The sequence below is a fragment of the Exiguobacterium sp. SH0S1 genome (assembly GCF_004337165.1).
In the GTDB taxonomy this organism is placed as follows: Bacteria; Bacillota; Bacilli; order Exiguobacteriales; family Exiguobacteriaceae; genus Exiguobacterium; species Exiguobacterium aurantiacum_A.
This window is the reverse complement of the sequence record NZ_SJVC01000001.1, coordinates 1,257,639-1,282,050: the sequence shown is the minus strand read 5'-3', so window position 1 is coordinate 1,282,050 and position 24,412 is coordinate 1,257,639. Positions and strand designations below refer to the sequence as shown.

The window sequence follows — 24,412 nt, the reverse complement described above, 5'->3', positions numbered from 1 at the left end:
GCGGGCAACCGCAATCCCTTCTCTTTTTTTCGGGCGTTCGTTATACTGAGGGTAGAAGAGAGCCGAACACACGGCTCGGTTGTCAAATTTAAGGGGGCGTCAGCGACATGGAAGACTTTAAAGGATTAGAAGAATTGATCATCATCAGCGGGATGAGTGGGGCTGGTAAATCGGTCGCAATGAATAGCTTTGAGGACCTCGGCTATTTTTGCGTCGATAACTTGCCGCCAGTACTGTTGCCGCAGCTGATCGATGTCATCAGTTCGGTCCGTCCGAAGATTGCGGTCGCGATCGACACGCGCACGCCGGACTTCATCGATAGCTTGTTCATCGTCATCGATGATCTCGAACAAAAGAACGTGCACCCGCATCTGCTCTATCTCGACACACGGGACGACGTGCTCGTCCGTCGTTATAAAGAGACGCGCCGGTCGCATCCGCTCGCCCCGGAAGACGCACCGCTCGTCGGCATCAAGATGGAGCGCTCGCTGCTCGAAGGGTTCCGTGACCGGGCCCACACGCTCTACGATACGAGCGACTTGAAGCCACAAATGCTCAAAGACCGGATTTTGCTCCAGTTCAACGAGGAGCGGATCCCGTTCACCGTCAACTTCATGTCGTTCGGCTTTAAGCACGGCGTACCGCTCGACATCGATTTACTGTTCGATGTCCGCTTCATCACGAACCCGTTTTACATCCCGGAACTACGGCCGCTCACAGGGCAGACGGAAGCAGTCCAGACTTACGTCATGTCGCATCCTGAGGCGCGCGCATTTTATAAAAAAGTGATTGATATGCTCGAGTTCCTGTTGCCGCAATACAAGCGGGAAGGGAAAGCGCAAGTCGTCGTCGCTTTCGGTTGTACGGGCGGGAAACACCGCTCGATCACGTTCGCTGAAAAAGTATCGGCCCATTTCGCCGAACGCTACAACGTCAAGACGGTCCATCGCGACCTCGTCCACGCGACGCAGGAGAAGTAAGATGAGACGCGAGAGAAAAGTTGTCGCCATCGGTGGCGGGACGGGTCTATCGACGCTCGTCCGTGGTCTCAAGCATTATCCGCTCGCGATCACGGCAATCGTCACGGTCGGGGATGACGGTGGCAGCTCGGGACGGCTCCGCGACGAGTTCCACATGCTACCGCCCGGGGATATCCGTAACGTCATCTTAGCGTTGTCTGAAGTCGAGCCGCTCATGGACCGCATCTTACAGTATCGGTTCGACAGCGGCTACGGGCTCGAGGGGCATTCGCTCGGCAACTTGATGTTGACGGCGGCGACACATATTTGTGAAGGTTCGTTCGTCAAAGCGATCGACGTGCTGTCGCAGCTGTTGAACGCCCAAGGGAAGGTCTTGCCCGTCACGGAGACGCTCATGACGCTCGCCGCTGAATTTGAGGACGGGACGATCGTCAAAGGCGAATCAAAGATCCCTCTCGTCGGAAAAGCGATCAAGCGCCTGTTCTTGCTAGAAGAAGGCATCAAAGCAGCACCGGGTGTCGTCGAAGCGATTGAACAGGCAGATGTGATCGTCCTTGGTCCGGGAAGCCTGTATACGAGCATCATTCCGAACTTGTTGATCCCGGAAGTGCGCGACGCCATCGTCCGGGCCGGCGTCCCGATCGTCTATATTTGTAACGTCATGACGCAACCGGGTGAGACGCAAGGCTACGACGCGATGCGGCATTTGAAGTCGGTCGAGGCGTACCTCGGGAAGTCGACGGTCGATACGATCGTCGTCAACAACGAACCGATTGAAGATATTTATTTAGAGCGCTACCTCGAAGACGGATCGGAAGAAGTCCGGTTCGATCGGAAGAAGCTCCGCAACTATGGCACGAACGTGCTCGCCGGGGACATCGTCGACTATAACCGGGACTATATCCGTCACGATTCGGATGCGATTGCTGGGCTCGTCATGCAACGCGTGCTGCGGATCAAGAAACCACGCTCGTACCAGGAGCTTGAACTGAAATAGCAGGAATGGAAAGGAGGGGACCGAGATGAGCTTTGCCTCAGAAGTGAAAAAAGAACTGACGCAACTCGACGTCACCGATGCCGAGGCGAAAGCGGAATTGTCCGCGCTCGTCCGCATGAACGGTGTCATCTCGCTCGCTTTAGGACGGGGGATGACGCTTGACGTCTCGACCGAGAACGCCGCGATCGCGCGCCGCATCTACTCCCTCATGAAACGTCTGTACGACCATCACTTGGATCTGTTCGTCCGGAAGAAAATGCGGTTGAAGAAGAACAACGTCTACATCGTCCGTGTCTCGCAACGCGCCGAGACGATGCTCCGTGACCTCGAGATCCTCGGGGAGAACTATGAGATGATCCGGACACTCAACTCGGATATGACGCGCAACCAGAACCTGGCCCGCGCTTACTTGCGTGGTGCGTTCCTCGCCGGAGGATCGATCAACCATCCGAAGACGTCGTCGTATCATCTAGAGGTGTACAGCCTGTATGAGAACCATAACCAGGCGCTCCGGGACCTCGCCAACCGCTTCGGCTTGAACGCAAAGACGCTCGAGCGGAAAAAAGGGCATATCCTCTACATCAAAGAGAGCGAGAAGATCTCCGACTTCCTTAAACTGATCGGGGCGACGCGCGGCATGCTCGATTTTGAGGACGCCCGCATCATCAAAGACATGCGCAACTCGGTCAACCGGCTCGTCAACTGTGAGACGGCGAACTTGAACAAGACGGTCGGGGCGGCGCTCCGGCAAGTCGAGAATATCAAGTATCTCGAACGGACGGTCGGGCTTGAAGTTTTACCGGTCAAGCTCCGCGAAATCGCCGAGCTTCGGGTCACCCATCAAGACGTGTCGCTCCAAGAACTCGGGGAGATGCTCGAGACGGGACCGATCTCGAAGTCGGGCATCAACCACCGGCTTCGCAAAATCGACCAGATTGCGGAGAAAGTTCGCAGCGGTGAAGAAATCGGGTCATCCTGACACCGGTTGCGTCAAAAGCATTCTTCCTATATAATTAGCAATTGTGTATAGGAATTTGAAATGTAAACTAAAGGAGCTTCAACATTATGTCGAATGCAAAGAAAAGACTTTCGCTCACGATTGACGCTGAGCTAGACCGGGTCATCACGGACCGGGCCAAAGAAATCGGGATTCCGAAAAGTGCGCTCGTGACATTCGCGACAAGCCTCTTCCTCAACCAGTTGCGTGCTGAAGAGATGTTGTCGGGCGATACGAACGCGATTTACCAAGTTATCCGTAAAGACTATGAACTGCTCACGAGCGTTGATAATTTAAGCAAATGAGAAAAGGGCTGACCGCGGTCAGCCTTTTTTGGTTGCATCCGTCACGGAAATTTGGAATAGTGGAGTTACTGAATTGGAATGGAGGTCGATCCTATGGGACAAGCGAGCCAACTCTTGCTCATTTTATTATTACAATTACTATTTGTACCGGTGCTCACGCTTCGGACGATCATGCTCGTCAAAGGGAAAACGGTGATTGCGGCCATGTTCGGGACGCTCGAGACGCTCATCTACATCTTTGCGCTCGGTATCGTCTTTCAAGATTTGACGACGCTCGGGATGATCGTGTATGCGGTCGGGTTCGGGCTCGGTATTCTTCTCGGCGGTTTCGTCGAGCGGAAACTTGCGATCGGCTACAACATGATCCAAGTCCACACGCAAGAGTTTCCGGCTGAGCTCATTCAAAAGATGCGCGACAGCGGATACGGTGTGACGCACTATCAAGGCCAAGGCCGTGATGGAACGCGTTATCGTCTTGATGTCTTGGCGGCTCGGACGCGGATGAAAGAATTGCGCCAACTGGTCGAGGAGTATGAACCGAAGGCGTTCCTCGTCGCGTTCGACCCGGTCGATTTCAAAGGTGGATATATGTTGAAAGGGCTCCGACGCCCGAAATGAACGGAAGACTCACGAAAGTGGGTCCTTTTTTGTGGAGTGGGGAATAGACAGGGAAAGGAGATGAGCGTGTTGAAGCGAAAAGGGCGATGGGTGTTGGTGATCGGGTTACTGGTAGTCGGGGGAGGATTGCTCGCGATATCCTTTTGGAAAACAGAATCGTCGCTGCGCCCGCCACTGCCGACGGTCCGGGTCGGTTCAGTGACCGCCGAAGTGAGACAGTCGACGTTTTGTTGGTCCGATGAGGGACAAGGGGTATGTGAAGACCACGGGTTACCGGGAGCGGACGACCTGCAGCTCGTCCCGGTCAAACCAGGTGCTGAAATCGACGTGACGTTCCACGCCGAGCCTTCGAACTTTTCATTCAATCAGATTATCGACGGGGAACTCGTCCCGTCCGAGCAAGTCGTTCCCGATGAACCGGGCGTCTATTTGTTCGAGACGGGCGGGGACTGGGCACAAGGCGACAGCCGTTACGTGTTCGGCGTCAAGGTCGAGGAATAAAAGAGTTGACCTGTCCGTTACGGACGGCTTTAACATAAACGAGAAGGGGGAACGCCAATGATTCAAATCGGAAAAGTTGTCCATCTAACGGGGTTGTCAATTAAAGCGATAAAGTGGTATGAAGCGAAAGGGCTCGTCCAGCCGACTCGTTTAGACAATCAGTATCGGTTATACGGAATAGAAGAAATAAGACGCTTGAACGAAATCAAGTTATTGCGGCAAATAGGCATTTCGCTCGAACAGATTCAGACCGCAGGAAGTGTGAGCGAGTTACTTGAAGGGAGGCTTGATGAAGTCCAACGTGAAATCGAGGCGTTGCGACAAATCGAGCAACAAATCGAATGGATGCAAACAGGAGGGAATCAAATGAATGTTCGCTATGAGACGTGGGAGCAACCTAAAGTTGTGAACGGGTACGTATCCGAACTCACAGCAATCTCGGTCGTATGGGAAAAACTAAATCCAGAGCTGACGACAAACGAATCGTACGGTGTCTGTTTGCCGAGAGAAGAAGCTTATCTGGCCGGCATGACCGAACCCGTACATGGGAAGGGTGCAAGACAAGTCGAATTGTCGGCAGGACGTTACCTGGTCGCAACGGTCGAAGGAGGGATCCCGGCCATTCCATCGACGTACGATCAACTTTTGGCTTTGCCGGATGTGACGTTGCGTGATGCAGTTGATTTTGAGCGCTATATCCATGGGCAAGATGGGGCCGATGATTTGATTGAGATTTGGTTACCGACCCAATAAAAAAAGCGCCTTTCCCGAAGCTGGGAAAGGCGCTTTTGGTTTAACGTGTCATGACTTTATCGATGAGACCGTAGTTGCTCGCCTCATCAGCTGACATGAAGTAGTCGCGCTCTGTGTCGCGCTCGATGACTTCAAGCGGCTGGCCTGTGTTGTCGGCCATGATTTGGTTCAACTTCTCACGCATCTTGATGATGCGTTCGGCGTGGATTTTAATGTCCGACGCTTGACCTTGTGTTCCGCCGAGCGGTTGGTGAATCATGATCTCCGCGTTTGGAAGCGCGAAGCGTTTACCTTTTTCACCGGCTTGGAGCAAGAAGGCACCCATCGATGCGGCCATTCCGATACAGATTGTCGATACGTTCGGCTTGATGAAGTTCATCGTGTCGTAGATCGCCATTCCGGAAGTGATCGAGCCACCCGGGCTGTTGATGTAGAGTGAGATGTCCTTATCTGGGTCCTCAGCTGCAAGGAAAAGAAGCTGGGCGACGATCGAGTTGGCGACGTTGTCGTCGATCGCGCTTCCGAGAAGGATGATCCGGTCTTTAAGCAAGCGTGAGTAAATGTCGTACGCGCGTTCCCCGCGACCTGTTTGTTCGATAACTGTTGGAATTAACATTGAATTTGCCTCCTTGTATGTATCGTGTAAACCTATCATAACCGCTATAGTCAATGTTGGTCAAACGATAGTCTTTGTTTCTCACATATTCCACCGTTCGCCCAATTATAAACGACAAAAGAGGCCAGGCATCTGCCTGACCTCTTGATTTGATACACCCGGAGAGATTTGAACTCCCGACACCTGGCACCGGAAACCAGTGCTCTATCCCCTGAGCTACGGGTGCATGTTCTCTGACACGATTTATTATACAATTGTTTTTTTGAAAAAGCAATCCTGTTGTTATGTCTTTTTTTGCAAGCGCGTTCGGCGACCATTCGTTACAATTAGAAGTGAGAGGGGTGTGACCGATGCAACGGCAAGAACAGCAACAACTGCAGAAGCTTCAGCTGACACAAGACATGGTCCGGCGTCTGCCGGTTCTTGAGGCGGACCGGGTCGCGCTCGAGTGGCAGCTCGCCCGGTTGGCTAAACGAAACGCGCACGTCACAACGGGCGGTACGGTCGAATGGATTGCGGACGCGGCGGGCGGTTTTGAAGCACGGCTATTTGAACAGATTGACGAAGGAAGCGGGACCGGGGCCCAAAAGCAGCTTCAAAAGCAACTCGTCATGGCGCTCGACCATCGCGGGCTACTGCCGGAGACCGATGCCGTCCTCGCGAAGCGATTCGGTGTCGAGATGACGGACGTCGATCTGGCCCGGCGCGCACTGTTATTTTTAGAGCCGACCGGGATCGGTGCGATTTCAGAACATGACTGCCAATACCGTCACGCGATCGAGCATGACGATCCACACGTGCTCGACGTGTTCGAGGCGCTTGACGCAAAGGTCGAGCATATAGCGGACAGGCTCGGGATGACGACTGACGAATACGAGCGAATCAGCCGAATCGTCGCCACGCTCCCGAGGACACCGATATTATATGAAGAAACCGAGCATATTCTGCCCGAACTCGAGGTCGTCGTTCAAGACGGGGAACTCATCACGACGTGGTTCAGCCCGATGATCGCCTTAGACGTCGGTTCGGACCGGGAGGCGAAGTGGTGGCAAGAGACGCTCGCGATGCGCGCAGAGACGCTCCGCTCTGTGTGGGCCGTCATCGAGCGACGCCAGGCGGACTGGCTCCGTGGGCAGCTCGTCCTGCATCCGCTCACACGAAAAGAAGTCGCCATCGAGATCGGCAAGCATGAGTCGACGGTCGGCCGCGCGATTCAAGGCAAGTACGCCAAGACCGCGGGCGGCGTGATGGAGTGGCGTCACTTCTTCGTCCGCGCCACGTACCACGGCCAAGCCCCGTTCATGATTAAACGGGCGCTCGCCGAGCTGATCCAACAAGAGACGGCGCCTTTGAGCGACCAGGCGCTCACCGAGGAGCTGGCCCGGATCGGCTACACGGTGACGCGGCGGACGGTCGCGAATTATCGCGAGGCGCTAGGTTTTGGCAATTCGCGGGAGCGGGAACGACAGTTATGGAAAGGGGAGACATGACATGGTACTGACGTTATATCGCCGGGAGAACTGCTCGCTTTGTGAGGAGGCGCTCGTCATGCTCGAATGGCTACAGGAAGATTATCCGTTCGAGCTCGAGCAAATCGACATCACGGGCGACGCGTTGCTTGAAGAAAAATATTTATTTGAGATTCCCGTCGTTGTACATGAAGGAACCCTTATCAGTCAAGGGCGATACGATGATGAGAAAGTTGAAGAATTTGTTAAGTATACGCTTACATCGAAAAAAAACGTTTGAAGGGGTTGCCAGACGGTAAGGTGATTGGTAAGATGAACTCGTAGCGGTGGGACGTAAAAATAAAAGTGGGACAATTTTTGTCCACACTTTAAGTCGAGGGGGAATGAGCATGATCCAGCAACTGATTCAAGTTCAGAAGCAAATCGTCCCTGACCTGCTCGACACGCTCCGACATCGTTATGACATCTTACATTATGTCCGGCTCATGCAGCCAATCGGCCGCCGGACGTTGGCCACAAGCCTCGGGCTGACGGAACGAATCTTAAGACGAGAAGTCGACTTTTTGAAAGACCAAGGTCTTCTCACAGTCGCGACCCAAGGGATCTCACTTACAGAATCGGGCCGAAACGTTCTCAGAGACTTGCACGAGGTCATGGGAGAAATCCTAGGGATTTCACAAATCGCACGAGTTCTCGAGCAAAAACTAGGCGTTCGCCAAGTCGTCATCGTACCGGGAGATTCGGACGAGACGTTCTGGGTCCAGCGAGATATCGGTCGGGCCGCCGTCACGCAACTAAAAGCGCGACTGGCACCTGACGACAATATCATCGCGGTCACAGGCGGGACGACGATGGCATCGGTTGCGGCAATGATGTCGCCCGATAAAAAAGAACGACCGATGCATTTCGTGCCGGCACGCGGCGGACTCGGCGAAACGCTCGAGTTACAGGCGAACACCGTCTGTTCTCGAATGGCGGACCGGGCCCACGCCGACTATCATTTACTCCACATTCCAGACGAGGTTTCACAAAAGACGTTTGAACGGATGGTGGAGGAACCAAGCATAAAAAATGTGCTGGAAATGATTAGAGCGGCTCGAATAGTGGTACATGGAATTGGTGAGGCCGAAACGATGGCAAAACGTCGTCACGCCACACCGGAGCATTTGCGGATGATCGAACGGCACGAAGCCGTCGCCGAAGCGTTCGGATATTATTTCAACGCAGAAGGCGAAATCGTTCATCGGGTCAAGACGGTCGGCATCCAATTAGAGGAGCTCGACGACATGGACACCGTCATCGCCGTCGCCGGAGGAAAGTCAAAGGCACAAGCGATTGCCGCATATGCGAAACATAGGCCGAACATCATCCTCGTCACAGACGAAGGTGCGGCCACAGAATTATTAACTCGTTATTAAAGAGTTGACCCCCGTTGGCTCTTCTAATAAATAGCTTCTACCCTAAGGAGGAAATTAACTATGACAGTAAAAGTTGGTATTAACGGTTTTGGACGTATTGGTCGCTTGGCATTCCGCGAGATCTTGAAGAGTGAAGGCGTCGAGGTTGTTGCAATCAACGACTTGACTGACACGAAGATGCTTGCTCACCTTCTCAAATATGACACGACACAAGGTCGTTTCGACGGAGAAGTTGAAGTACACGACGGTCACTTCCTCGTAAACGGCGAGAAAGTCGTTACACTTGCTAACCGTAACCCAGAAGAACTTCCATGGGGCGAGCTCGGTGTTGACATCGTTCTCGAATGTACTGGATTCTTCACAGACAAAGAAAAAGCGGAGCTTCATTTGAAAGCTGGCGCGAAAAAAGTTGTGATCTCGGCTCCGGCTACAGGTGACATGAAGACAGTTGTTTACAACACGAACCACGAAATCCTTGACGGTTCTGAGACAGTAATCTCTGGTGCTTCTTGTACAACAAACTGCTTGGCGCCAATGGCGAAAGTTCTCCAAGATCAGTTCGGAATCATCGAAGGTCTCATGACAACAATCCACGCTTACACTGGCGACCAAAACACACTCGACGCTCCACACCCTAAAGGTGACTTCCGTCGTGCACGTGCGGCAGCAGCGAACATCGTACCGAACACAACTGGTGCGGCTAAAGCGATCGGCCTTGTTATCCCAGAACTTCAAGGTAAACTTGACGGCGCAGCACAACGTGTACCAGTCGCAACTGGTTCATTGACTGAGCTCGTAACAGTTCTCGAGAAAACAGTTTCTGTTGACGAAATCAACGCAGCAATGAAAAAAGCAGCGAACGAGTCATTCGGTTACACTGAAGACCAAATCGTATCTTCTGACGTCGTCGGAATCACTTACGGTTCACTCTTCGATGCGACACAAACGAAAGTCATGACAGTCGGCGACAAGCAACTCGTTAAAACAGTTGCATGGTACGACAACGAAATGTCATACACTGCACAATTGGTTCGCACACTCAAGCACTTTGCTGAAATCGCGAAGTAAGTTCGTGAACTAAATAGAACCAAATAGGAGCGGAAACAAGAGATTGTTCTCCGCTCTATTTATGAAATTTAAACGCACGACATATGGAGGCGAAGTTTATGAACAAAAAGTCTATTCGTGACATCGATGTAAAAGGGAAGCGCGTCTTTTGCCGCGTTGACTTCAACGTTCCAACTAAAGATGGCGTCATTCAAGACGAGACGCGGATCCAAGCAGCTATTCCGACGATCAAGCATTTGATCGACGGCGGCGCGAAAGTCATTTTGGCGAGCCACCTCGGCCGTCCAGGCGGCGAGAAGAACGAAAAATACTCGCTCGCACCGGTTGCAAAACGTCTAGGTGAGCTTCTCGGCAAAGACGTCCCGCTCGCTGAAGAAGCGTACGGTCCAGTTGCAGAAGAAGCCGTTTCAAAACTTGGTGAAGGTGACGTCGTCGTTCTCGAAAACGTCCGTTTCTACCCTGGTGAAACGAAAAATGATCCAGAACTCGCTAAAGGCTTTGCGGCGCTCGCTGACGTCTTCGTCAACGACGCGTTCGGTGCGGCTCACCGTGCCCATGCCTCGACGGAAGGGATCGCGCAAAACGTCGACACGGCGGTTGCTGGTTTATTGATGGAGAAAGAACTTGAAGTGCTCGGCAAAGCGCTCTCGAACCCGGATCGCCCGTTCACGGCTATCATCGGCGGTTCGAAAGTTGCTGACAAGATTGGGGTCATCGACCACCTTCTCGACATCGTTGACACGCTCATTATCGGTGGCGGACTCTCGTACACGTTCTCGAAAGCACTCGGGAACGAAGTCGGAACGTCACTCCTTGAAGAAGACAAGCTCGACCTCGCTCGTGAGTTCATGAAAAAAGCAGAAGACAAAGGCGTGAAGTTCTTGTTACCGGTCGACGCTGTGATTGCGAAAGAATTCGGCGAAGAAACATACGTCGGACCAGTCGATATCGACTCGATCCCTGCGGATCACATGGGTCTCGACATCGGACCGAAGACGGTCGAAATTTACGCGGAAGCGATTCGCGAATCGAAACTTGTCGTTTGGAACGGACCGATGGGCGTATTCGAACTCGATAAATACGCTAACGGAACGAAAGGTGTCGCTCAAGCACTCGCAGACAGCGACGCGTATTCAATCATCGGTGGTGGCGACTCAGCCGCGGCAGCAGCCAAGTTTGGCCTTGCTGACAAGATGAGTCACATCTCAACTGGTGGCGGCGCTTCACTCGAATTCATGGAAGGCAAGAAACTTCCAGGCGTCGAAGCGTTGAACGACAAGTAAAACTGAGGAGGATTATCGATGCGTAAACCGATTATTGCAGGTAACTGGAAAATGAATAAAACACTCTCGGAAGCGGTCGCTTTCGTAGAGGAAGTTAAAAACAATATCCCGTCAACGGACAAAGTTGACGCGGCGATTGGTGCACCAGCAGTATTCTTAGCCCCAATGGTAGAAGCGGCTAAAGGATCGAACTTAAAGCTTAGTGCGCAAAACATGTACGACAAAGACAGCGGGGCATACACAGGTGAAACGAGCCCGGCGATGATCGCCAACCTCGGCGTCACTTACGTCATCCTTGGACACTCAGAGCGCCGTGAATACTTCGGCGAGTCAGATGCGTTCATCAACAGCAAAACGAAAAAAGCGTTCGAACACGGTCTTACGCCAATCGTTTGTGTCGGTGAAACACTTGACGAGCGCGAAGGCGGCAAGTTCGAAGAAGTCATCAAGACGCAAGTCGAAGGTGGCCTCGCCGATCTTTCAGCTGACCAAGTCAAACAACTCGTCATCGCGTACGAGCCAGTTTGGGCAATCGGTACTGGCAAATCAGCGGACGAAGCAGACGCGCAAAGCTCATGCAAATACGTTCGCGACGTTGTAAAAGGCCTTTACGGTGAAGACGTGGCGGCTGCGGTTCGCATCCAATACGGCGGTTCAGTCAAACCTGAGAACATCAAGGAGTATATGGCTCAAGAAGACATCGACGGCGCACTCGTCGGCGGTGCTTCACTCGAAGCTGCTTCGTTCCTCAAGTTGTTGGAGGCGATTTAAATGGCAAGACCTGTCGCCCTTATCATCTTAGATGGTTTCGGTATGCGGAACGAAACGTTCGGTAATGCGGTCGCTGCGGCGAACAAACCGAACTTCGACCGTTACTGGGAGACGTATCCACACACGCTGTTAAACGCGCAAGGTGAGTACGTCGGTCTCCCGGAAGGTCAGATGGGCAACTCGGAAGTCGGTCACTTGAACATCGGTGCCGGCCGGGTCGTCTATCAGTCACTTTCACGCGTCAACAACGCCATCAAAGACCGGTCGCTCTTCGACCGTCAAGCGATGAACCATTTGGCGGGACATGTGAAGAAGTATGATTCAAGCCTCCACATCATGGGGCTCGTCTCAGACGGTGGGATCCATTCCCACATCCAGCACATGTTCGCCATCGTCGAGTTCGCGAAACTCCAAGGCATTGAAAAAGTATTCATTCACGCTTTCACGGACGGCCGTGACTGTGATCCGAAATCAGGTGCAAGCTTCCTCGAACAGACGGAAGCGAAGCTCGCTGAACTCGGTGTCGGTCAAGTCGCTAGTGTGTCTGGACGTTACTATGCCATGGACCGCGACAACCGTTGGGAACGCGTCGTAAAAGTTTACGACGTCCTCGTCAACGCAAAAGGCGAAGTCGGAACGAATGCGGTCGACGTGCTCAACAAGTCGTACGCAGACGGTTTGACAGATGAGTTCGTTTTGCCGACGGTCATCGAGAAAGACGGTCAACCGGTCGCGACGATCAAAGACAACGACGCAATCATGTTCTTCAACTTCCGTCCGGACCGGGCGATCGAACTCGCGAAAGTGTTCAAAGAGAAGACAGGCTTCAAAGGGTTCGAGCTCTCGAGCGCGCATCCGGAGAACGTCTTGCTCGTCTCGATGACGAAATTCTCGGATGAGATCGATACGGATATCGTCTTCCCGCCGGAAGATTTGAAAAACACGCTCGGCGAAACGCTCGCCGCGCAAGGGTACAAACAGCTCCGCGCAGCGGAAACTGAGAAATACCCGCACGTCACGTTCTTCTTGAACGGACAACAAGAAACACCGTTCGAAGGTGAAGATCGCTTCCTCGTCCCGTCGCCGAAAGTAGCGACGTACGACTTGAAACCGGAAATGAGCGCATACGAGCTCACAGAAGGTCTTCTCGAGCGAATCGAATCAGACACGTACGACGCGTACATCATCAACTACGCGAACCCGGACATGGTCGGCCATTCCGGTATGCTTGAACCGACGAAAAAAGCGGTCGAAGTCGTCGACGAATGCCTCGGTAAAGTAGTGGACGCACTACTCGCCAAAGGCGGCGCGGCGATCATCACGGCGGACCACGGGAACGCTGACCTTGTCACGAACCCGGACGGCTCACCGATGACGGCCCATACGACAGAACCTGTACCGTGTATCGTCACGAAGCCAGGCGTTGAACTGAAACCAGTTATGAAAGGTTCGCTTTGCGACCTCGCGCCGACGCTCTTACACCTCCTCGGAGGAGAGCAACCGGCTGAAATGACCGGTACGTCAATCGTTAAGAAGTAAACTACATTTTCCAAACAAAAAGGAGCGATTTTTATGTCAATGATCACAGAAATTTACGCACGCGAAATTTTGGATTCACGCGGTAACCCAACAATCGAAGTAGAAGTATTCACAGAAGACGGCGGCTTCGGTCGTGCCCTCGTCCCATCAGGCGCATCAACTGGTGAGCACGAAGCAGTAGAGCTTCGCGATGGCGACAAGTCACGTTACCTTGGTAAAGGCGTACTCAAAGCCGTTGCTAACGTAAACGACACAATCGCACCTGAACTCATCGGCTACGATGTCTTCGACCAAAACGCACTCGATGCGAAAATGATCGAGCTCGACGGTACGAAAAACAAAGGTAAACTCGGCGCAAACGCGATCCTCGGTGTCTCAATGGCAGCAGCACACGCAGCAGCAGACGAGCTCGGCCTTCCACTTTACACGTACCTCGGTGGATTCAACGCGAAGACGCTTCCAACTCCAATGATGAACATCATCAACGGTGGTTCGCACGCTGACAACAACGTTGACTTCCAAGAGTTCATGATCATGCCTGTAGGCGCGCCAACGTTCCGCGAAGCGCTCCGCATGGGTGCAGAAGTATTCCACGCTCTCAAATCAGTTCTTTCTGGTATGGGTCTTAACACAGCTGTCGGTGACGAAGGTGGTTTCGCACCAAACCTTAAGTCGAACGAAGAAGCGATCACAGTTATCCTTGAAGCGATCGAAAAAGCTGGTTACAAAGCTGGCGAAGACATCTACCTCGCAATGGACGTTGCATCGTCTGAGTTCTACGACAAGTCGACTGGCAAGTACGAACTCGCTGGCGAAGGCAAGTCAATGACAACTGCTGAGCTCGTAGACTTCTACGCTGAGCTCGTTGACAAGTACCCAATCATCTCAATCGAAGACGGTTGCGACGAAAACGACTGGGACGGCTTCAAATTGCTCACTGATAAAATCGGTCACAAAGTTCAGCTCGTTGGGGATGACCTCTTCGTAACGAACACTGAGAAACTTGCTGAAGGTATCGAAAAAGGCATCTCGAACTCGATCCTCATCAAAGTTAACCAAATCGGTACGCTCACAGAAACATTCGACGCGATCGAAATGGCTAAAAAAGCTGGCTACACAGCAGTTATCTCGCACCGTTCTGGTGAAACAGAAGATGCGACAATCGCTGATATCGCAGTTGCGACAAACGCTGGTCAAATCAAAACAGGTTCACTCTCGCGTACAGACCGTATCGCGAAGTACAACCAACTTCTCCGCATCGAAGACATGCTCGGCGATGTAGCGAAATACGACGGCATCAAGTCGTTCTACAACCTCAAAAACCTCAAAAAATAATTGATTGTTTCAGGTCCGCCTTATGGCGGGCCTGTTTTTTTGTGGAGGGGGGGAGAAGGCGTTCATCAGACGGCGGGACGCTTTCCTGGGGTGATGCGGATGCCTCCGCAGCGCCTGCGCGCTTTACGGGGTCATCCTTGCATCACTCTCCCCAAGGAGTCGCCCACCGTCTGATTTCCGTCCGAGCGGCACCGTGACTCTTGCAGGAAAGCAATCGCGCGGAGACCCCGCAAGCGCGTAAGCGCGAGGAGGCTCCGTGGATTGCCTGCAGAAAGCATCGGTGCCGCCAAGACGGAGCGCATATCCCTTCGCATTTCCGGGAATAGACTAGTGTAGGTAAAAGGAGGCGTTCGTCATGATGATCAGCGGCTTTCTCCTTCTTCTCATTGCGCTCGGTGTCGGCGGGTGGTTCCTGTATAAGTATATGGACGATCGGAAATGGTCGTGACGCATGTCACGGCCGTTTTTTACGTGCGTGAAAGTCGGATTTTTGGGTATAATCATCTACATAATGATAAAAGGGGATAGGTCCATGAAACGTGTACGCAAAGCCATCATCCCAGCCGCTGGGCTCGGCACGCGCTTCTTGCCGGCGACGAAGGCGATGCCAAAAGAGATGCTCCCGATCGTCAACAAGCCGACGATCCAGTTCATCGTCGAGGAAGCGGTCGCCTCCGGCATCGAGGACATCATCATCGTGACCGGGAAGAACAAACGTGCCATCGAGGACCATTTTGACCGGGCCATCGAGCTCGAACAAAACCTCGAGTCGAAAGGGAAGACGGAGCTGCTCGAGTCGGTCCGCCACTCGTCAAACCTCGCCAACATCCACTACATACGCCAACAGGAGCCGAAAGGACTCGGCCACGCGATTTGGTGTGCCCGCAAGTTCATCGGCGACGAACCGTTCGCCGTCCTCTTGGGCGATGATATTATCGAGGCGGAAGTGCCGGCGACACGCCAGCTCATCGAGCAGTACGAGATACATGAACGCTCGATCATCGGGGTCCAACGTGTCCCGTATGAAATGACGAATCGATATGGTATAATTGACCCGCTTGCCGTCGAAGGGAAGCTCATCCCGGTGCGGACGTTCGTTGAGAAACCGCCCGCCGGGGAAGCGCCTTCGAACCTCGCCATCCTCGGCCGCTACATTTTGACGCCTGACGTCTTTGAGGCGTTATCGGCCCAAGAGGTCGGTACCGGGGGCGAGATTCAATTGACGGACGCCATCGCGCGCTTGAACGAGGCGCAGACGGTGTTCGCCTACGAATTTGACGGACGTCGCTTTGACGTCGGGGAACCGATCGGCTTTATCGAGGCGACGATTGCCTATGCGTTATGCGACCCAGATTTAAAAACCAACGTCCATAAGCTGTTAAATCGGTTCGTGGACGAACTCGAACAACAGTAAGGTGTGTTATTTTTGAAAACAATGTTAATGGTGTGTCAAAACTATTATCCGGAGATCGGCAGCGCCGGCAACCGGATGCAAAATATTACGCATCTCATGAAAGAACGCGGCTACGAGGTCGAGGTCATCACGGCCGCCCCGTCGTATCCGAACTTCAACTTGTATAAAGACGACCGGTTCTGGAACGACACGGAGCTGAACAACCAACCGTTCATCAAGCGACTCATCACGAAAAAGCGGAAGCATACGTCGAACATGTTGAGCCGGCTCGCCTTGTTCCTCGAACAGATGATCAAAGGTGTCGCCGCCGTCAGAGCACTCGATACGAAACCGGATGTCGTCTTCGCGACGACCCCGTCTTTTTTTATGGCGTTCGTCGGGGTGTATGCGAAGCGAAAACATGGCGTCCCGTTCGTACTCGACGTCCGTGACCTGTGGCCGGAGTCGGTCAAAGGTGTCGGTGTGTTCAAGTACGACTGGATGCTCACGCCCGCGTTTTGGTTCGAGAAGCGGCTCTACAAGTCGGCCGATGCGATCATCATCAACTCGGAAGGCTTCCGCAGCTATTTGCGCCAACGTGGTGTCGACAACGGCATGATCCACTATATGCCGAACTCGATCCGTGTGAGCGAGCGCAACTTGGAGCGGACCGTTCCCGAAGACGACCGGATGGAGATTTTATACGCCGGCAACATGGGGCTCGCCCAAGACGTGTCGCTCTTGCTTGAACTCGCGGAGCGGTTCCGCGACGAGCCACGCGTCCACTTCAAGCTGATCGGTTACGGTTATCGGAAGAACGAATTGAAAGAAACGATTAAAGCCCGCGGATTCAAGAACTTCCTCTTCCTCGAGGCGATGCCACGGACGGAGGCGTTCCAAGCGATCAAAAATGCCGACGTCGCGTTCGTCAGCCTGATCGACCAAGACGTGTTTGACACGGTCATCCCGGGTAAACTGATTGATTATATGGCGGTCGGCAAACCAATCGTCGCTGCGGTGTCAGGCCATGCGGCGAATGTCATCGAAGCGGCGGAAGTCGGCTACGTGTCACGGAAGCGTGACATCGACGAGATTGAACAGTCACTCCGGACATTGCTCGATCGTCCTGACCTGCGCGATAAGTTCGGGGCGAACGGCATCCGTTACGTGAAAGACAACCTGTGCTGGGAAAACAATATCCACGTCCTCGACGACGTGATCGAAAAGTTATTGATGGAGGAACAACGATGAAGGTATGTATGTTTGTTTGGAACCACTTTACGAATGACGCCCGTGTCCTTCGCGAATGCTCGGCGCTCGCCGAGGCGGGGTACGAGGTCGATTTGATCGCCTTGCAAGACCCTAAAAACAAAGAGCTTCCGGCCGAAGAAATGCGACCAGAAGGTTTCCGCGTCATCCGCGTGAAACGTCAACCGTCGATTTTAGTGAACGGGATGAAAGTTGCGAGTAAGATTAAGAAGTGGATTTTTACGAAGAAGACGCGCCAACTCGGGGCTGGACTTGTCGGGGCGGGATTAGTCATCCTCGCGCCACTGACGATGCTCGGTCTCGGCGCGGCAGCGGGTGCGATCCTGCTCCCGGCGGTCCGTAAGAACATCGTCAACGCGAGCGCGATGCTCGAGATGGTGTTCGCCTCGACGAAGAAGTCGTACGACTTCTATCACGCGAACGACTTGAACACGCTCCCGCAGGCGTTGATCGCCGGCAAACTCGTCAATAAAGGCAAGATCGTCTACGACTCGCATGAGGTCCAGACCGATCGGACCGGTTACGGCTACATCCAAAGTAACCTTGAGGGCTGGTTGTTGCCATACGTCGATTCGATGATGGTCGAGAACCATACGCGTGCGGCGCACAACGAAGAGTTGTACGGTTTCTATCCGTACGTGCTCCATAACTATCCGTTCTACCGTCCGCTCGACTTCTCGCTCCGGAAAGACTTGCACGCCTTGCTCGACTTGCCGCAAGATGAGAAGATCTTGCTCTATCAAGGGGGCGTCCAAGCGGGACGCGGTCTCGAACAACTCGTCTTGGCAGCGAAAGACTTTAAAGAAGGCACGCTCGTCATGATCGGCGATGGGAAACTGAAGCCGGTCATCAAACAGATGATCGAGGACGAAGGCGTCAGCGACCGCGTCAAGATGATTGATAAAGTGCCGGTCGAGGCGTTACCGTACTACACGATGAACGCATATCTCGGTTTCCAAGTGTTGAACAACGTCTGCTTCAATCACTACTCGGCGTCATCGAACAAGTTGTTCGAATACTTGATGGCCGAAGTGCCGGTCGTGTCGTGTGACTTCCCTGAGATCGAACGTGTCGTCGCCGGCAACGACGTCGGTGTCGTCGTCGACTCACACGATCCACAATCGATTGCGGCAGGCGTCAATCGCCTGCTCGAAGATCAAGAACTTTACGCCCGTGTCAAAGAGAACACGAAGACGGCGCGTGAGAAATATAACTGGGATTTGGAAAAAGAGGCACTCTTGAACGTCTACGAAAACGTCGCAGACCGCAAGTTGCCGATTATGAAAGACGGTGCGCCAAAGCCAGTACAACGTTAAGACTGCGGCTTTTGCCGCGGTCTTTTTTATATGCAAAATGGAAAGGGGATTTTTTATGAAACGTCAGCAACAACATCTTTTGCGTCAACAAGTTTGGCAAAAACTCCAATCGATCTCATTGAAGGACATCGCCTGGATCATCGCCGGGTCGTTCATCCTCGCCTTCGGGGTCAACTACTTCACCGTCCCGAACGCCTTCTCGGAAGGCGGCCTGCTCGGGGTCACGATCATCTTGTACTACTTGTTCGGTTGGGACCTCGGTATCACGTCGATCATCGGGAACGGCCTGTTGTTTATCGTCGGCTATAAGTTGCTCGACCGCCGGACGATGGTCTATTCCGTCGTCGCCGTCGTCGCGACGTCGTTCTTCCTCAGCTTGACCCATAACTGGGGCAGCCCGGCCGAGGATAAACTGCTCGCGGCGATTTATGCCGGGATCTTGATCGGTGTCGGCATCGGCATGGTGCTCCGCGTCGGCGGGACGACCGGGGGCGGGGTCATCATCGCCCGGCTCATGGAACGCTATCTCCACATGAGCGTCGCCGTCTCGATGTTCATCATCGACGTCATCGTCGTCGGGGCGTCGGGCTTTTTCCTCGGGGAACAAGTCGTGCTTTATACGCTCATCGCCATCATCATCGGCTCGTGGGTCATCGACCTCGTCGCCGAAGGGTTGAACATCCGGAAAGCCGTCACGATCATCAGCGACAAGCACGAAGAGCTCGCCGCCGTCTTGACGGAGACGCTCGGCCGCTCAGCGACGATCATCCACGGTCACGGCCATTATTCGAAGCAAGATAAGAACATGTTGTACATGATCGTCGACAAGCGCCAAGTCGGTCCGCTCAAGAAAATCGTCGAAGTGACCGACCCTCGTGCGTTCGTCGTCATCCACCAAGTGAAAGAAGTGATCGGGGAAGGGTTCAGCTACCCATCCCGTTAATTTGAAAGCTGGCGTTTTTATCACAACTTCTATATAATAAGAAGCGTGTAAAAAGAAGGAGGAACTGACTATTATGCAAACGATCGCTACAATCAGCCTGCTCGTCGTGGCTGTTTTATTGATTGTCGTCGTACTGCTCATGTCAGGTCGGTCGCAAGGTCTTGGGGCGATTGCAGGTGGCGCGGAGCAGTTGTTCGGCCGCCAGAAAGCACGCGGCTTTGACGCTGTTTTGAACCGAACTGCAGCTGTACTAGGCACATTGTTTTTCATTTTAGGATTACTAGTCGCATCACTATGATGAAAGGCTGATCGTTCTCGGTTTTTACGTGAGGCGGTCAGCTTTTGTTTTTTTGCATTATTTTTTGGGAATAATGGAATGTATGAGGAGTTGACTTGGACGATGAAAGTGAGTGCACCGAAACCGTTCTTCTTCGAAGGCGGACCACGTGCCGTGTTAATGTTACATGGCTTTACAGGATCGAGCGCGGACGTCCGCATGCTCGGTCGTTTCCTACAAAAAGAAGGCTACACGTGCATGGGACCCCAGTACCGGGGACATGGCGTCCCACCAGAAGAGTTGCTCGAATTTGGACCGAACGACTGGTGGCAGGACGTCCAAGACGCCTACCAAGCGTTGAAAGACAAAGGCTACGACGAAATCGTCGTCTGTGGCCTATCGCTCGGCGGCGTCATGTCGCTCCGTCTCGCTTCAGAAGCGAGCGTCAAAGGTGTCGTGCCGATGTGCGCACCGACTGAAATCGATGCCGAGGACCGATTGTATAAAGGAGTCCAGGCATACGCCCGAGAATATAAATCAAGGGAAGACAAATCGACCGAACAAATCGAACGGGAGATGGCGGACTTCAAACCGATGCCGACACTCACCGATTTACGTGCGTTCGTCGAGGAGACGACGTCTCGGCTCGAAGATATCTTCGTACCGGCGCTCGTCATCCAAGGAGCGAAAGACCGCATGGTCGATCCTCAATCTGCACACGAGATCTACGAGGCGATCAACGCGTTCCAAAAAGAACTGCTCATGTACGAACATTCGGGACACGTGATCACCCTCGACAAAGAAAAAGAGAAACTGCACCAGGACGTGCTCGATTTTCTCGAAACGTTAGACTGGTCAGTGTGAAAAAGGAGGTGTCACGTTGAATTTACGTGACCAACTACTAGAAATCATCCAGGCAAGCGACAAAGCGCTGACTGTAGACCAATTGACCGAGCGTCTTGCGCTCGAGTCGACGGATGCCTTTAAAGAGCTCATCCGCACCTTGAACGAACTTGAAGCGGAAGGCTTGATCGGCCGGACGCGGACGAACCGTTACGGCACGCTCGCCGTGCTCGGCCAAGCGGCCGGGATCATTTCGATCCACCAACGCGGCTTCGGCTTCTTGTCGGTCGAAGGCGAGACAGAAGACGTGTTCTTGCCACCGGACCAATTGAAAGACGTCTATCACGGCGATACGATTCTCGTCAAAAAACGCGAGGATAACCGTGGCAAGACAGAAGGCGTATTGCTCAAAGTCTTGAAGCGCGGCCTATCTGAATTTGTCGGGACGTACACACTCCCGAGCGGCCGCCTCGACCAGTTCGCCTTCATTGAACCGGACGACAAACGCATCAACTTCTGGCCGATCGTCAACACAGACAAATCGCTCGGTGCCGTCGAAGGACACAAAGTCGTCGTCCGCATCACGAAGTATCCGGATGGACGTTTCGCCGGAGCGTGTGACGTCGTCCGTATCATCGGACATAAGAACGACCCTGGCGTCGACATCTTGTCGATCGTCTACAAGCACGGCATCCCGACGGAGTTCCCGGAAGACGTCATCGACCAGGCGAACGCCGTGCCGGAAGAGGCGGACGAGAAAGACTTCATCGGCCGTGTCGACCTGCGTAACGAGACGATTTTCACGATCGACGGCGAAGACGCCAAAGACTTGGACGATGCCGTCCACGTCAAGAAACTGAACAACGGCAACTATGAACTCGGTGTCCACATCGCCGACGTGTCGCACTACGTCAAGGAAGGCTCACCGCTCGACGTCGAGGCGTTCGAGCGCGGGACGAGTGTGTATCTCGTCGACCGTGTCATCCCGATGTTGCCACACCGCTTGTCGAACGGGATCTGTTCACTCAACCCGCACGTCAACCGCCTGACGCTCAGCTGTGTCATGGAGATCTCGCCGCAAAACGGGAAAGTCGTTAGCCATGAGCTGTTCCCGAGTGTCATCAAGACGACGGAGCGGATGACGTATACGAACGTCCGTGAAATCATCGAACGTGACGACGAGGAGACGCTCGCGCGCTACGAGCCGTACATCGGTGAATTCGACCTCATGGCCGAACTCGCGGAAGTACTTCGTGCACGCCGTAACTCGCGCGGTGCCATCAACTTCGACTTCGCCGAGGCGAAAGTCATCGTCGACACGGAAGGGAAAGCAGCCGATATCGTCTTGCGCCCACGCTCGGTCGCCGAGAAGTTGATCGAGGAGTTCATGCTCGCGGCCAACGAGACGGTCGCCGAACACTTCCACAAGATGGACGTCCCGTTCATCTACCGTGTACACGATAACCCGAAATCAGACAAGCTCGATTTCTTCTTCGACTTCGTCGCCAACTTCGGCGTGCATATCGAACGCTTCAAAGGCCAAAAAGTCGAACCGAAGACGCTTCAGAAGATCTTGAAAGCGATCGAAGGTCAGCCGGAAGAGCCGGTCATCAGCACGATCATGTTGCGCTCGATGCAACAGGCGAAGTATGACGACGTCTCGCTCGGTCACTTCGGTCTTGCGACCGACTTCTATACGCACTTCACGTCGCCGATCCGTCGTTACCCTGACTTGATCGTCCACCGTCTCATGCGGACGTACGCCTTCAACCAGGACTTGTCGGACAAGACGATCGCCAAGTACGAGGAACGTCTCAGTTCGATCGCCGAACAGACGTCGAGACGCGAACGTCGCTCGGTCGACGCTGAACGGGAGACGCAAGCGCTCAAGAAAGCCGAGTACATGGAGTCACGTCTCGGTGAAGAGTTCGACGGTGTCGTCAGCGGTATCACGAACTTCGGGATGTTCATCGAGCTCCCGAACACGATCGAAGGGCTCGTCCGTCTTCAAACGATGGATGATTACTACCACTTCGACGAGTCACAGCTCATGTTGCTCGGTGAGCGGACGAAACGTCAGTTCCGGATCGGTGACTCGGTCCGAGTCAAAGTCGACGCCGTCAACCTAGACGAGCGCACGATCGACTTCACGGTCGTCGGTATGCCGAAACGGGAACAGACGCGTCGTCGTCAACCGACGACGATCAAAGCGACGGAAGGTCGTCCGAAGAAAGACGATAAGCGCGGAGGTCGCGGGCGTGACGACAAACGTCCAAAACGTGGCAAGCCTGGACAACCGGGAAAACCAGGAAAACCGGGCCAAGCGAGCAAGCCGAGTAAGCCAGGCGAGAAGCCGAAATCGTCGCAAGGACGTTCGGCGCTCGATCTGAAGAAACAAGACGGTCAAAAACGAACAGGCGACGCGAAACGCGGAGCGAAGAAACGTCGCTGACGGGAGGGGGAGACCCCTTCCGTAATTTGATATAAAGGACTGAGTAATATGGCCAAGAAGAAAGATTCGAACGCGCTCGCGCAAAACCGAAAAGCGTCCTTCGATTATGCGATCGAAGATACGATTGAAGCCGGCATGGTGTTGACCGGGACCGAGATTAAATCGGTGCGCCAGTCGAAGATCAACATCGCCGACGCGTATGTCCGCTTTGACGGTGGCGAGGCAACGCTTCACAACTGTCATATCAGCCCGTTCGAGCAAGGGAACCGGTTCAATCACGAGCCGCTCCGTATCCGAAAGCTATTGTTGCATAAAAAACAAATCAACCAGCTCATCGGCGCACAAGGCCGGGACGGGTATACGATCATCCCGCTCAAAGTGTATCTCAAGAACGGCTTCGCTAAATGTCTCCTCGGCATCGGGCGCGGGAAGAAGAAGTATGACAAGCGCGATGACTTGAAGAAGAAAGACGCGAAGCGTGACGTCGACCGGGCACTCCGGGACCGGCAAAAATACTGACAGCGAGACCTGATTGTGGTATAGTTGTTGTAGTACCAATTACCACCTCGGGGACGTTATGGATTCGACGGGGGTAGGTCGGTCGTATGTGGCGTGTCGAGGGGTCGGCCTCGTTAAAACGCAAACGCCTATAACTGGCAAAACTAACACACAACTCGCAGCAGCCTAAGTGCCCTGCGGATCCTGACATCCATCGCTTGTGTGGATGACTTTCAGGGTCTCAAACTAAGCAAGCTACGCTTCAACCTCGCCGTCTGAGGGCGCGAAGAAGAGATGAATCAGACTGGATGCGACAACGCCTGTTTATCGGCAGTGTCACATTGAGATTCAATAGATAAACTACACACGTAGAAGCATGCGTTACGATGCCTTCGGACGCGGGTTCGACTCCCGCCGTCTCCATTTTTAAGCAGTCTACAGTGACTGCAATCAATGATTTTTAATGAAGACCTTCTAATTTCATTGAGATTAGAAGGTCTTTTGATGTTAATGGAGCAAGTCAATCACAATGAAATGAAAGCAGGTGAATAGAATGGGAAAATATCAATTAGATCATAAAAGTAAAGTAGCTGCTGCAAAGTATCAAGACGGTAAAAAACCAGCTATTTCGAATAAAAAAGAAAAGCTAAATCAGATTCGAGAAGCATATTTGCAGAAGCAAACAGAAAAAAAACCATCTGGTGAATGATCAGACAGCTTAGCTGACTTCAAGTGTTTTGCCATAAGAAGTCGGGACAAATAAAGAGGGTC

General features: G+C 53.3%; 25 protein-coding genes, 1 tRNA gene and 1 other RNA gene. 25 read left to right on the top strand and 2 right to left on the bottom strand.

Annotation, left to right across the window (positions count from 1 at the left end; all coding sequences use genetic code 11):
• Positions 1 to 107: 107 nt before the first annotated feature.
• The 7 genes from rapZ (at position 108) to EVJ20_RS06500 (ending at position 5,151) form a co-directional block, all read left to right on the top strand.
• Complete coding sequence (gene rapZ / locus EVJ20_RS06530) at positions 108 to 980, top strand: RNase adapter RapZ (protein ID WP_016508640.1); 873 nt, start codon at positions 108 to 110, stop codon at positions 978 to 980.
• Between the two features lies 1 nt (position 981).
• Positions 982 to 1,977, top strand: coding sequence for a gluconeogenesis factor YvcK family protein (locus tag EVJ20_RS06525; RefSeq protein WP_131455833.1), 996 nt, complete (start codon positions 982 to 984; stop codon positions 1,975 to 1,977).
• Between the two features lie 25 nt (positions 1,978 to 2,002).
• On the top strand, positions 2,003 to 2,956 hold the full coding sequence (gene whiA, locus EVJ20_RS06520) for a DNA-binding protein WhiA (RefSeq protein ID WP_131441394.1): 954 nt from the start codon (positions 2,003 to 2,005) through the stop codon (positions 2,954 to 2,956).
• An 86-nt stretch (positions 2,957 to 3,042) separates the two neighbouring features.
• Positions 3,043 to 3,279 (top strand): hypothetical protein, encoded by a 237-nt coding sequence (locus tag EVJ20_RS06515; protein WP_016508644.1) that lies wholly within the window; start codon positions 3,043 to 3,045, stop codon positions 3,277 to 3,279.
• Between the two features lie 93 nt (positions 3,280 to 3,372).
• Positions 3,373 to 3,897, top strand: a complete 525-nt coding sequence (locus tag EVJ20_RS06510; RefSeq protein ID WP_233589578.1) for a DUF2179 domain-containing protein — start codon at positions 3,373 to 3,375, stop codon at positions 3,895 to 3,897.
• 60 nt (positions 3,898 to 3,957) lie between these two features.
• Entirely contained in the window at positions 3,958 to 4,398 is a 441-nt protein-coding gene (locus tag EVJ20_RS06505) for a hypothetical protein (RefSeq protein WP_131507334.1), read from the top strand.
• A 57-nt stretch (positions 4,399 to 4,455) separates the two neighbouring features.
• Positions 4,456 to 5,151, top strand: a complete 696-nt coding sequence (locus EVJ20_RS06500) for a MerR family transcriptional regulator (protein ID WP_131507333.1) — start codon at positions 4,456 to 4,458, stop codon at positions 5,149 to 5,151.
• 40 nt (positions 5,152 to 5,191) lie between these two features.
• Here the strand turns inward: EVJ20_RS06500 and clpP are convergent, their stop codons facing one another.
• Positions 5,192 to 5,806, bottom strand: a complete 615-nt coding sequence (gene clpP / locus EVJ20_RS06495; protein WP_255569836.1) for an ATP-dependent Clp endopeptidase proteolytic subunit ClpP — start codon at positions 5,804 to 5,806, stop codon at positions 5,192 to 5,194.
• Between the two features lie 114 nt (positions 5,807 to 5,920).
• Positions 5,921 to 5,993 (bottom strand) — tRNA-Arg (locus tag EVJ20_RS06490).
• Positions 5,994 to 6,117: 124 nt separating this feature from the next.
• On the opposite strand from EVJ20_RS06490, the gene EVJ20_RS06485 reads away from it, so the two are divergent.
• The 18 genes from EVJ20_RS06485 (at position 6,118) to EVJ20_RS06400 (ending at position 24,350) form a co-directional block, all read left to right on the top strand.
• Positions 6,118 to 7,257 carry an RNA polymerase factor sigma-54 gene (locus tag EVJ20_RS06485; RefSeq protein WP_131507332.1) on the top strand — a complete coding sequence of 380 codons (1,140 nt, stop codon included), beginning with the start codon at positions 6,118 to 6,120 and terminating at the stop codon, positions 7,255 to 7,257.
• Position 7,258: 1 nt separating this feature from the next.
• The gene (locus tag EVJ20_RS06480; protein WP_070328700.1) at positions 7,259 to 7,516 is read left to right on the top strand and encodes a glutaredoxin family protein; all 258 of its coding nucleotides are present in this window, start codon (positions 7,259 to 7,261) and stop codon (positions 7,514 to 7,516) included.
• A gap of 112 nt (positions 7,517 to 7,628) precedes the next feature.
• Complete coding sequence (locus EVJ20_RS06475; protein WP_201738329.1) at positions 7,629 to 8,654, top strand: sugar-binding transcriptional regulator; 1,026 nt, start codon at positions 7,629 to 7,631, stop codon at positions 8,652 to 8,654.
• 60 nt (positions 8,655 to 8,714) lie between these two features.
• Positions 8,715 to 9,722 (top strand): type I glyceraldehyde-3-phosphate dehydrogenase, encoded by a 1,008-nt coding sequence (gene gap, locus EVJ20_RS06470; RefSeq protein ID WP_131469815.1) that lies wholly within the window; start codon positions 8,715 to 8,717, stop codon positions 9,720 to 9,722.
• Positions 9,723 to 9,820: 98 nt separating this feature from the next.
• Entirely contained in the window at positions 9,821 to 11,005 is a 1,185-nt protein-coding gene (locus tag EVJ20_RS06465) for a phosphoglycerate kinase (protein WP_070328702.1), read from the top strand.
• Between the two features lie 18 nt (positions 11,006 to 11,023).
• Positions 11,024 to 11,776 carry a triose-phosphate isomerase gene (gene tpiA / locus EVJ20_RS06460; protein ID WP_070328703.1) on the top strand — a complete coding sequence of 251 codons (753 nt, stop codon included), beginning with the start codon at positions 11,024 to 11,026 and terminating at the stop codon, positions 11,774 to 11,776.
• Complete coding sequence (gene gpmI / locus EVJ20_RS06455) at positions 11,777 to 13,315, top strand: 2,3-bisphosphoglycerate-independent phosphoglycerate mutase (protein ID WP_131507330.1); 1,539 nt, start codon at positions 11,777 to 11,779, stop codon at positions 13,313 to 13,315. It abuts the gene before it with no gap.
• 33 nt (positions 13,316 to 13,348) lie between these two features.
• On the top strand, positions 13,349 to 14,650 hold the full coding sequence (eno, locus tag EVJ20_RS06450; protein ID WP_070328705.1) for a phosphopyruvate hydratase: 1,302 nt from the start codon (positions 13,349 to 13,351) through the stop codon (positions 14,648 to 14,650).
• Positions 14,651 to 15,182: 532 nt separating this feature from the next.
• Positions 15,183 to 16,064 carry a UTP--glucose-1-phosphate uridylyltransferase GalU gene (gene galU / locus EVJ20_RS06445; protein ID WP_131507328.1) on the top strand — a complete coding sequence of 294 codons (882 nt, stop codon included), beginning with the start codon at positions 15,183 to 15,185 and terminating at the stop codon, positions 16,062 to 16,064.
• Positions 16,065 to 16,085: 21 nt separating this feature from the next.
• Positions 16,086 to 17,294 (top strand): glycosyltransferase family 4 protein, encoded by a 1,209-nt coding sequence (locus EVJ20_RS06440; RefSeq protein ID WP_236636184.1) that lies wholly within the window; start codon positions 16,086 to 16,088, stop codon positions 17,292 to 17,294.
• Positions 17,291 to 18,628, top strand: a complete 1,338-nt coding sequence (locus EVJ20_RS06435) for a glycosyltransferase (RefSeq protein ID WP_201740010.1) — start codon at positions 17,291 to 17,293, stop codon at positions 18,626 to 18,628. Before EVJ20_RS06440 ends, EVJ20_RS06435 begins: the two co-directional genes overlap by 4 nt.
• A gap of 55 nt (positions 18,629 to 18,683) precedes the next feature.
• Positions 18,684 to 19,571 carry a YitT family protein gene (locus EVJ20_RS06430; RefSeq protein ID WP_167615727.1) on the top strand — a complete coding sequence of 296 codons (888 nt, stop codon included), beginning with the start codon at positions 18,684 to 18,686 and terminating at the stop codon, positions 19,569 to 19,571.
• Positions 19,572 to 19,644: 73 nt separating this feature from the next.
• Positions 19,645 to 19,869, top strand: coding sequence for a preprotein translocase subunit SecG (gene secG / locus EVJ20_RS06425; RefSeq protein ID WP_012726902.1), 225 nt, complete (start codon positions 19,645 to 19,647; stop codon positions 19,867 to 19,869).
• Positions 19,870 to 19,971: 102 nt separating this feature from the next.
• A complete protein-coding gene (locus EVJ20_RS06420) occupies positions 19,972 to 20,712 on the top strand; it encodes an alpha/beta hydrolase (protein WP_070328793.1) in 741 nt (246 codons plus the stop codon).
• Between the two features lie 16 nt (positions 20,713 to 20,728).
• Entirely contained in the window at positions 20,729 to 23,143 is a 2,415-nt protein-coding gene (rnr, locus tag EVJ20_RS06415; protein ID WP_131507324.1) for a ribonuclease R, read from the top strand.
• A 48-nt stretch (positions 23,144 to 23,191) separates the two neighbouring features.
• Positions 23,192 to 23,662, top strand: a complete 471-nt coding sequence (gene smpB, locus EVJ20_RS06410; RefSeq protein WP_070328710.1) for an SsrA-binding protein SmpB — start codon at positions 23,192 to 23,194, stop codon at positions 23,660 to 23,662.
• Between the two features lie 49 nt (positions 23,663 to 23,711).
• Positions 23,712 to 24,067: a transfer-messenger RNA gene (gene ssrA / locus EVJ20_RS06405) on the top strand.
• Positions 24,068 to 24,194: 127 nt separating this feature from the next.
• The gene (locus EVJ20_RS06400) at positions 24,195 to 24,350 is read left to right on the top strand and encodes an alcohol dehydrogenase (RefSeq protein WP_131507322.1); all 156 of its coding nucleotides are present in this window, start codon (positions 24,195 to 24,197) and stop codon (positions 24,348 to 24,350) included.
• Positions 24,351 to 24,412: the final 62 nt, after the last annotated feature.

What these genes read in the sequence shown, in the direction of transcription:
- EVJ20_RS06505 (WP_131507334.1), top strand. Translation starts at nt 3,958, where the DNA reads ATGAGCGTGTTGAAGCGAAAAGGGCGATGGGTGTTGGTGATCGGGTTA.
- EVJ20_RS06510 (WP_233589578.1), top strand. Translation starts at nt 3,373, where the DNA reads ATGGGACAAGCGAGCCAACTCTTGCTCATTTTATTATTACAATTACTA.
- tpiA (WP_070328703.1), top strand. Translation starts at nt 11,024, where the DNA reads ATGCGTAAACCGATTATTGCAGGTAACTGGAAAATGAATAAAACACTC.
- secG (WP_012726902.1), top strand. Translation starts at nt 19,645, where the DNA reads ATGCAAACGATCGCTACAATCAGCCTGCTCGTCGTGGCTGTTTTATTG.
- EVJ20_RS06440 (WP_236636184.1), top strand. Translation starts at nt 16,086, where the DNA reads ATGTTAATGGTGTGTCAAAACTATTATCCGGAGATCGGCAGCGCCGGC.
- eno (WP_070328705.1), top strand. Translation starts at nt 13,349, where the DNA reads ATGTCAATGATCACAGAAATTTACGCACGCGAAATTTTGGATTCACGC.
- rapZ (WP_016508640.1), top strand. Translation starts at nt 108, where the DNA reads ATGGAAGACTTTAAAGGATTAGAAGAATTGATCATCATCAGCGGGATG.
- EVJ20_RS06480 (WP_070328700.1), top strand. Translation starts at nt 7,259, where the DNA reads ATGGTACTGACGTTATATCGCCGGGAGAACTGCTCGCTTTGTGAGGAG.
- EVJ20_RS06500 (WP_131507333.1), top strand. Translation starts at nt 4,456, where the DNA reads ATGATTCAAATCGGAAAAGTTGTCCATCTAACGGGGTTGTCAATTAAA.
- EVJ20_RS06430 (WP_167615727.1), top strand. Translation starts at nt 18,684, where the DNA reads ATGAAACGTCAGCAACAACATCTTTTGCGTCAACAAGTTTGGCAAAAA.
- EVJ20_RS06465 (WP_070328702.1), top strand. Translation starts at nt 9,821, where the DNA reads ATGAACAAAAAGTCTATTCGTGACATCGATGTAAAAGGGAAGCGCGTC.
- whiA (WP_131441394.1), top strand. Translation starts at nt 2,003, where the DNA reads ATGAGCTTTGCCTCAGAAGTGAAAAAAGAACTGACGCAACTCGACGTC.
- galU (WP_131507328.1), top strand. Translation starts at nt 15,183, where the DNA reads ATGAAACGTGTACGCAAAGCCATCATCCCAGCCGCTGGGCTCGGCACG.
- gpmI (WP_131507330.1), top strand. Translation starts at nt 11,777, where the DNA reads ATGGCAAGACCTGTCGCCCTTATCATCTTAGATGGTTTCGGTATGCGG.
- EVJ20_RS06525 (WP_131455833.1), top strand. Translation starts at nt 982, where the DNA reads ATGAGACGCGAGAGAAAAGTTGTCGCCATCGGTGGCGGGACGGGTCTA.
- EVJ20_RS06435 (WP_201740010.1), top strand. Translation starts at nt 17,291, where the DNA reads ATGAAGGTATGTATGTTTGTTTGGAACCACTTTACGAATGACGCCCGT.
- gap (WP_131469815.1), top strand. Translation starts at nt 8,715, where the DNA reads ATGACAGTAAAAGTTGGTATTAACGGTTTTGGACGTATTGGTCGCTTG.
- EVJ20_RS06485 (WP_131507332.1), top strand. Translation starts at nt 6,118, where the DNA reads ATGCAACGGCAAGAACAGCAACAACTGCAGAAGCTTCAGCTGACACAA.
- EVJ20_RS06515 (WP_016508644.1), top strand. Translation starts at nt 3,043, where the DNA reads ATGTCGAATGCAAAGAAAAGACTTTCGCTCACGATTGACGCTGAGCTA.
- EVJ20_RS06420 (WP_070328793.1), top strand. Translation starts at nt 19,972, where the DNA reads ATGAAAGTGAGTGCACCGAAACCGTTCTTCTTCGAAGGCGGACCACGT.
- clpP (WP_255569836.1), bottom strand. Translation starts at nt 5,806, where the DNA reads ATGATAGGTTTACACGATACATACAAGGAGGCAAATTCAATGTTAATT.
- EVJ20_RS06400 (WP_131507322.1), top strand. Translation starts at nt 24,195, where the DNA reads ATGGGAAAATATCAATTAGATCATAAAAGTAAAGTAGCTGCTGCAAAG.
- smpB (WP_070328710.1), top strand. Translation starts at nt 23,192, where the DNA reads ATGGCCAAGAAGAAAGATTCGAACGCGCTCGCGCAAAACCGAAAAGCG.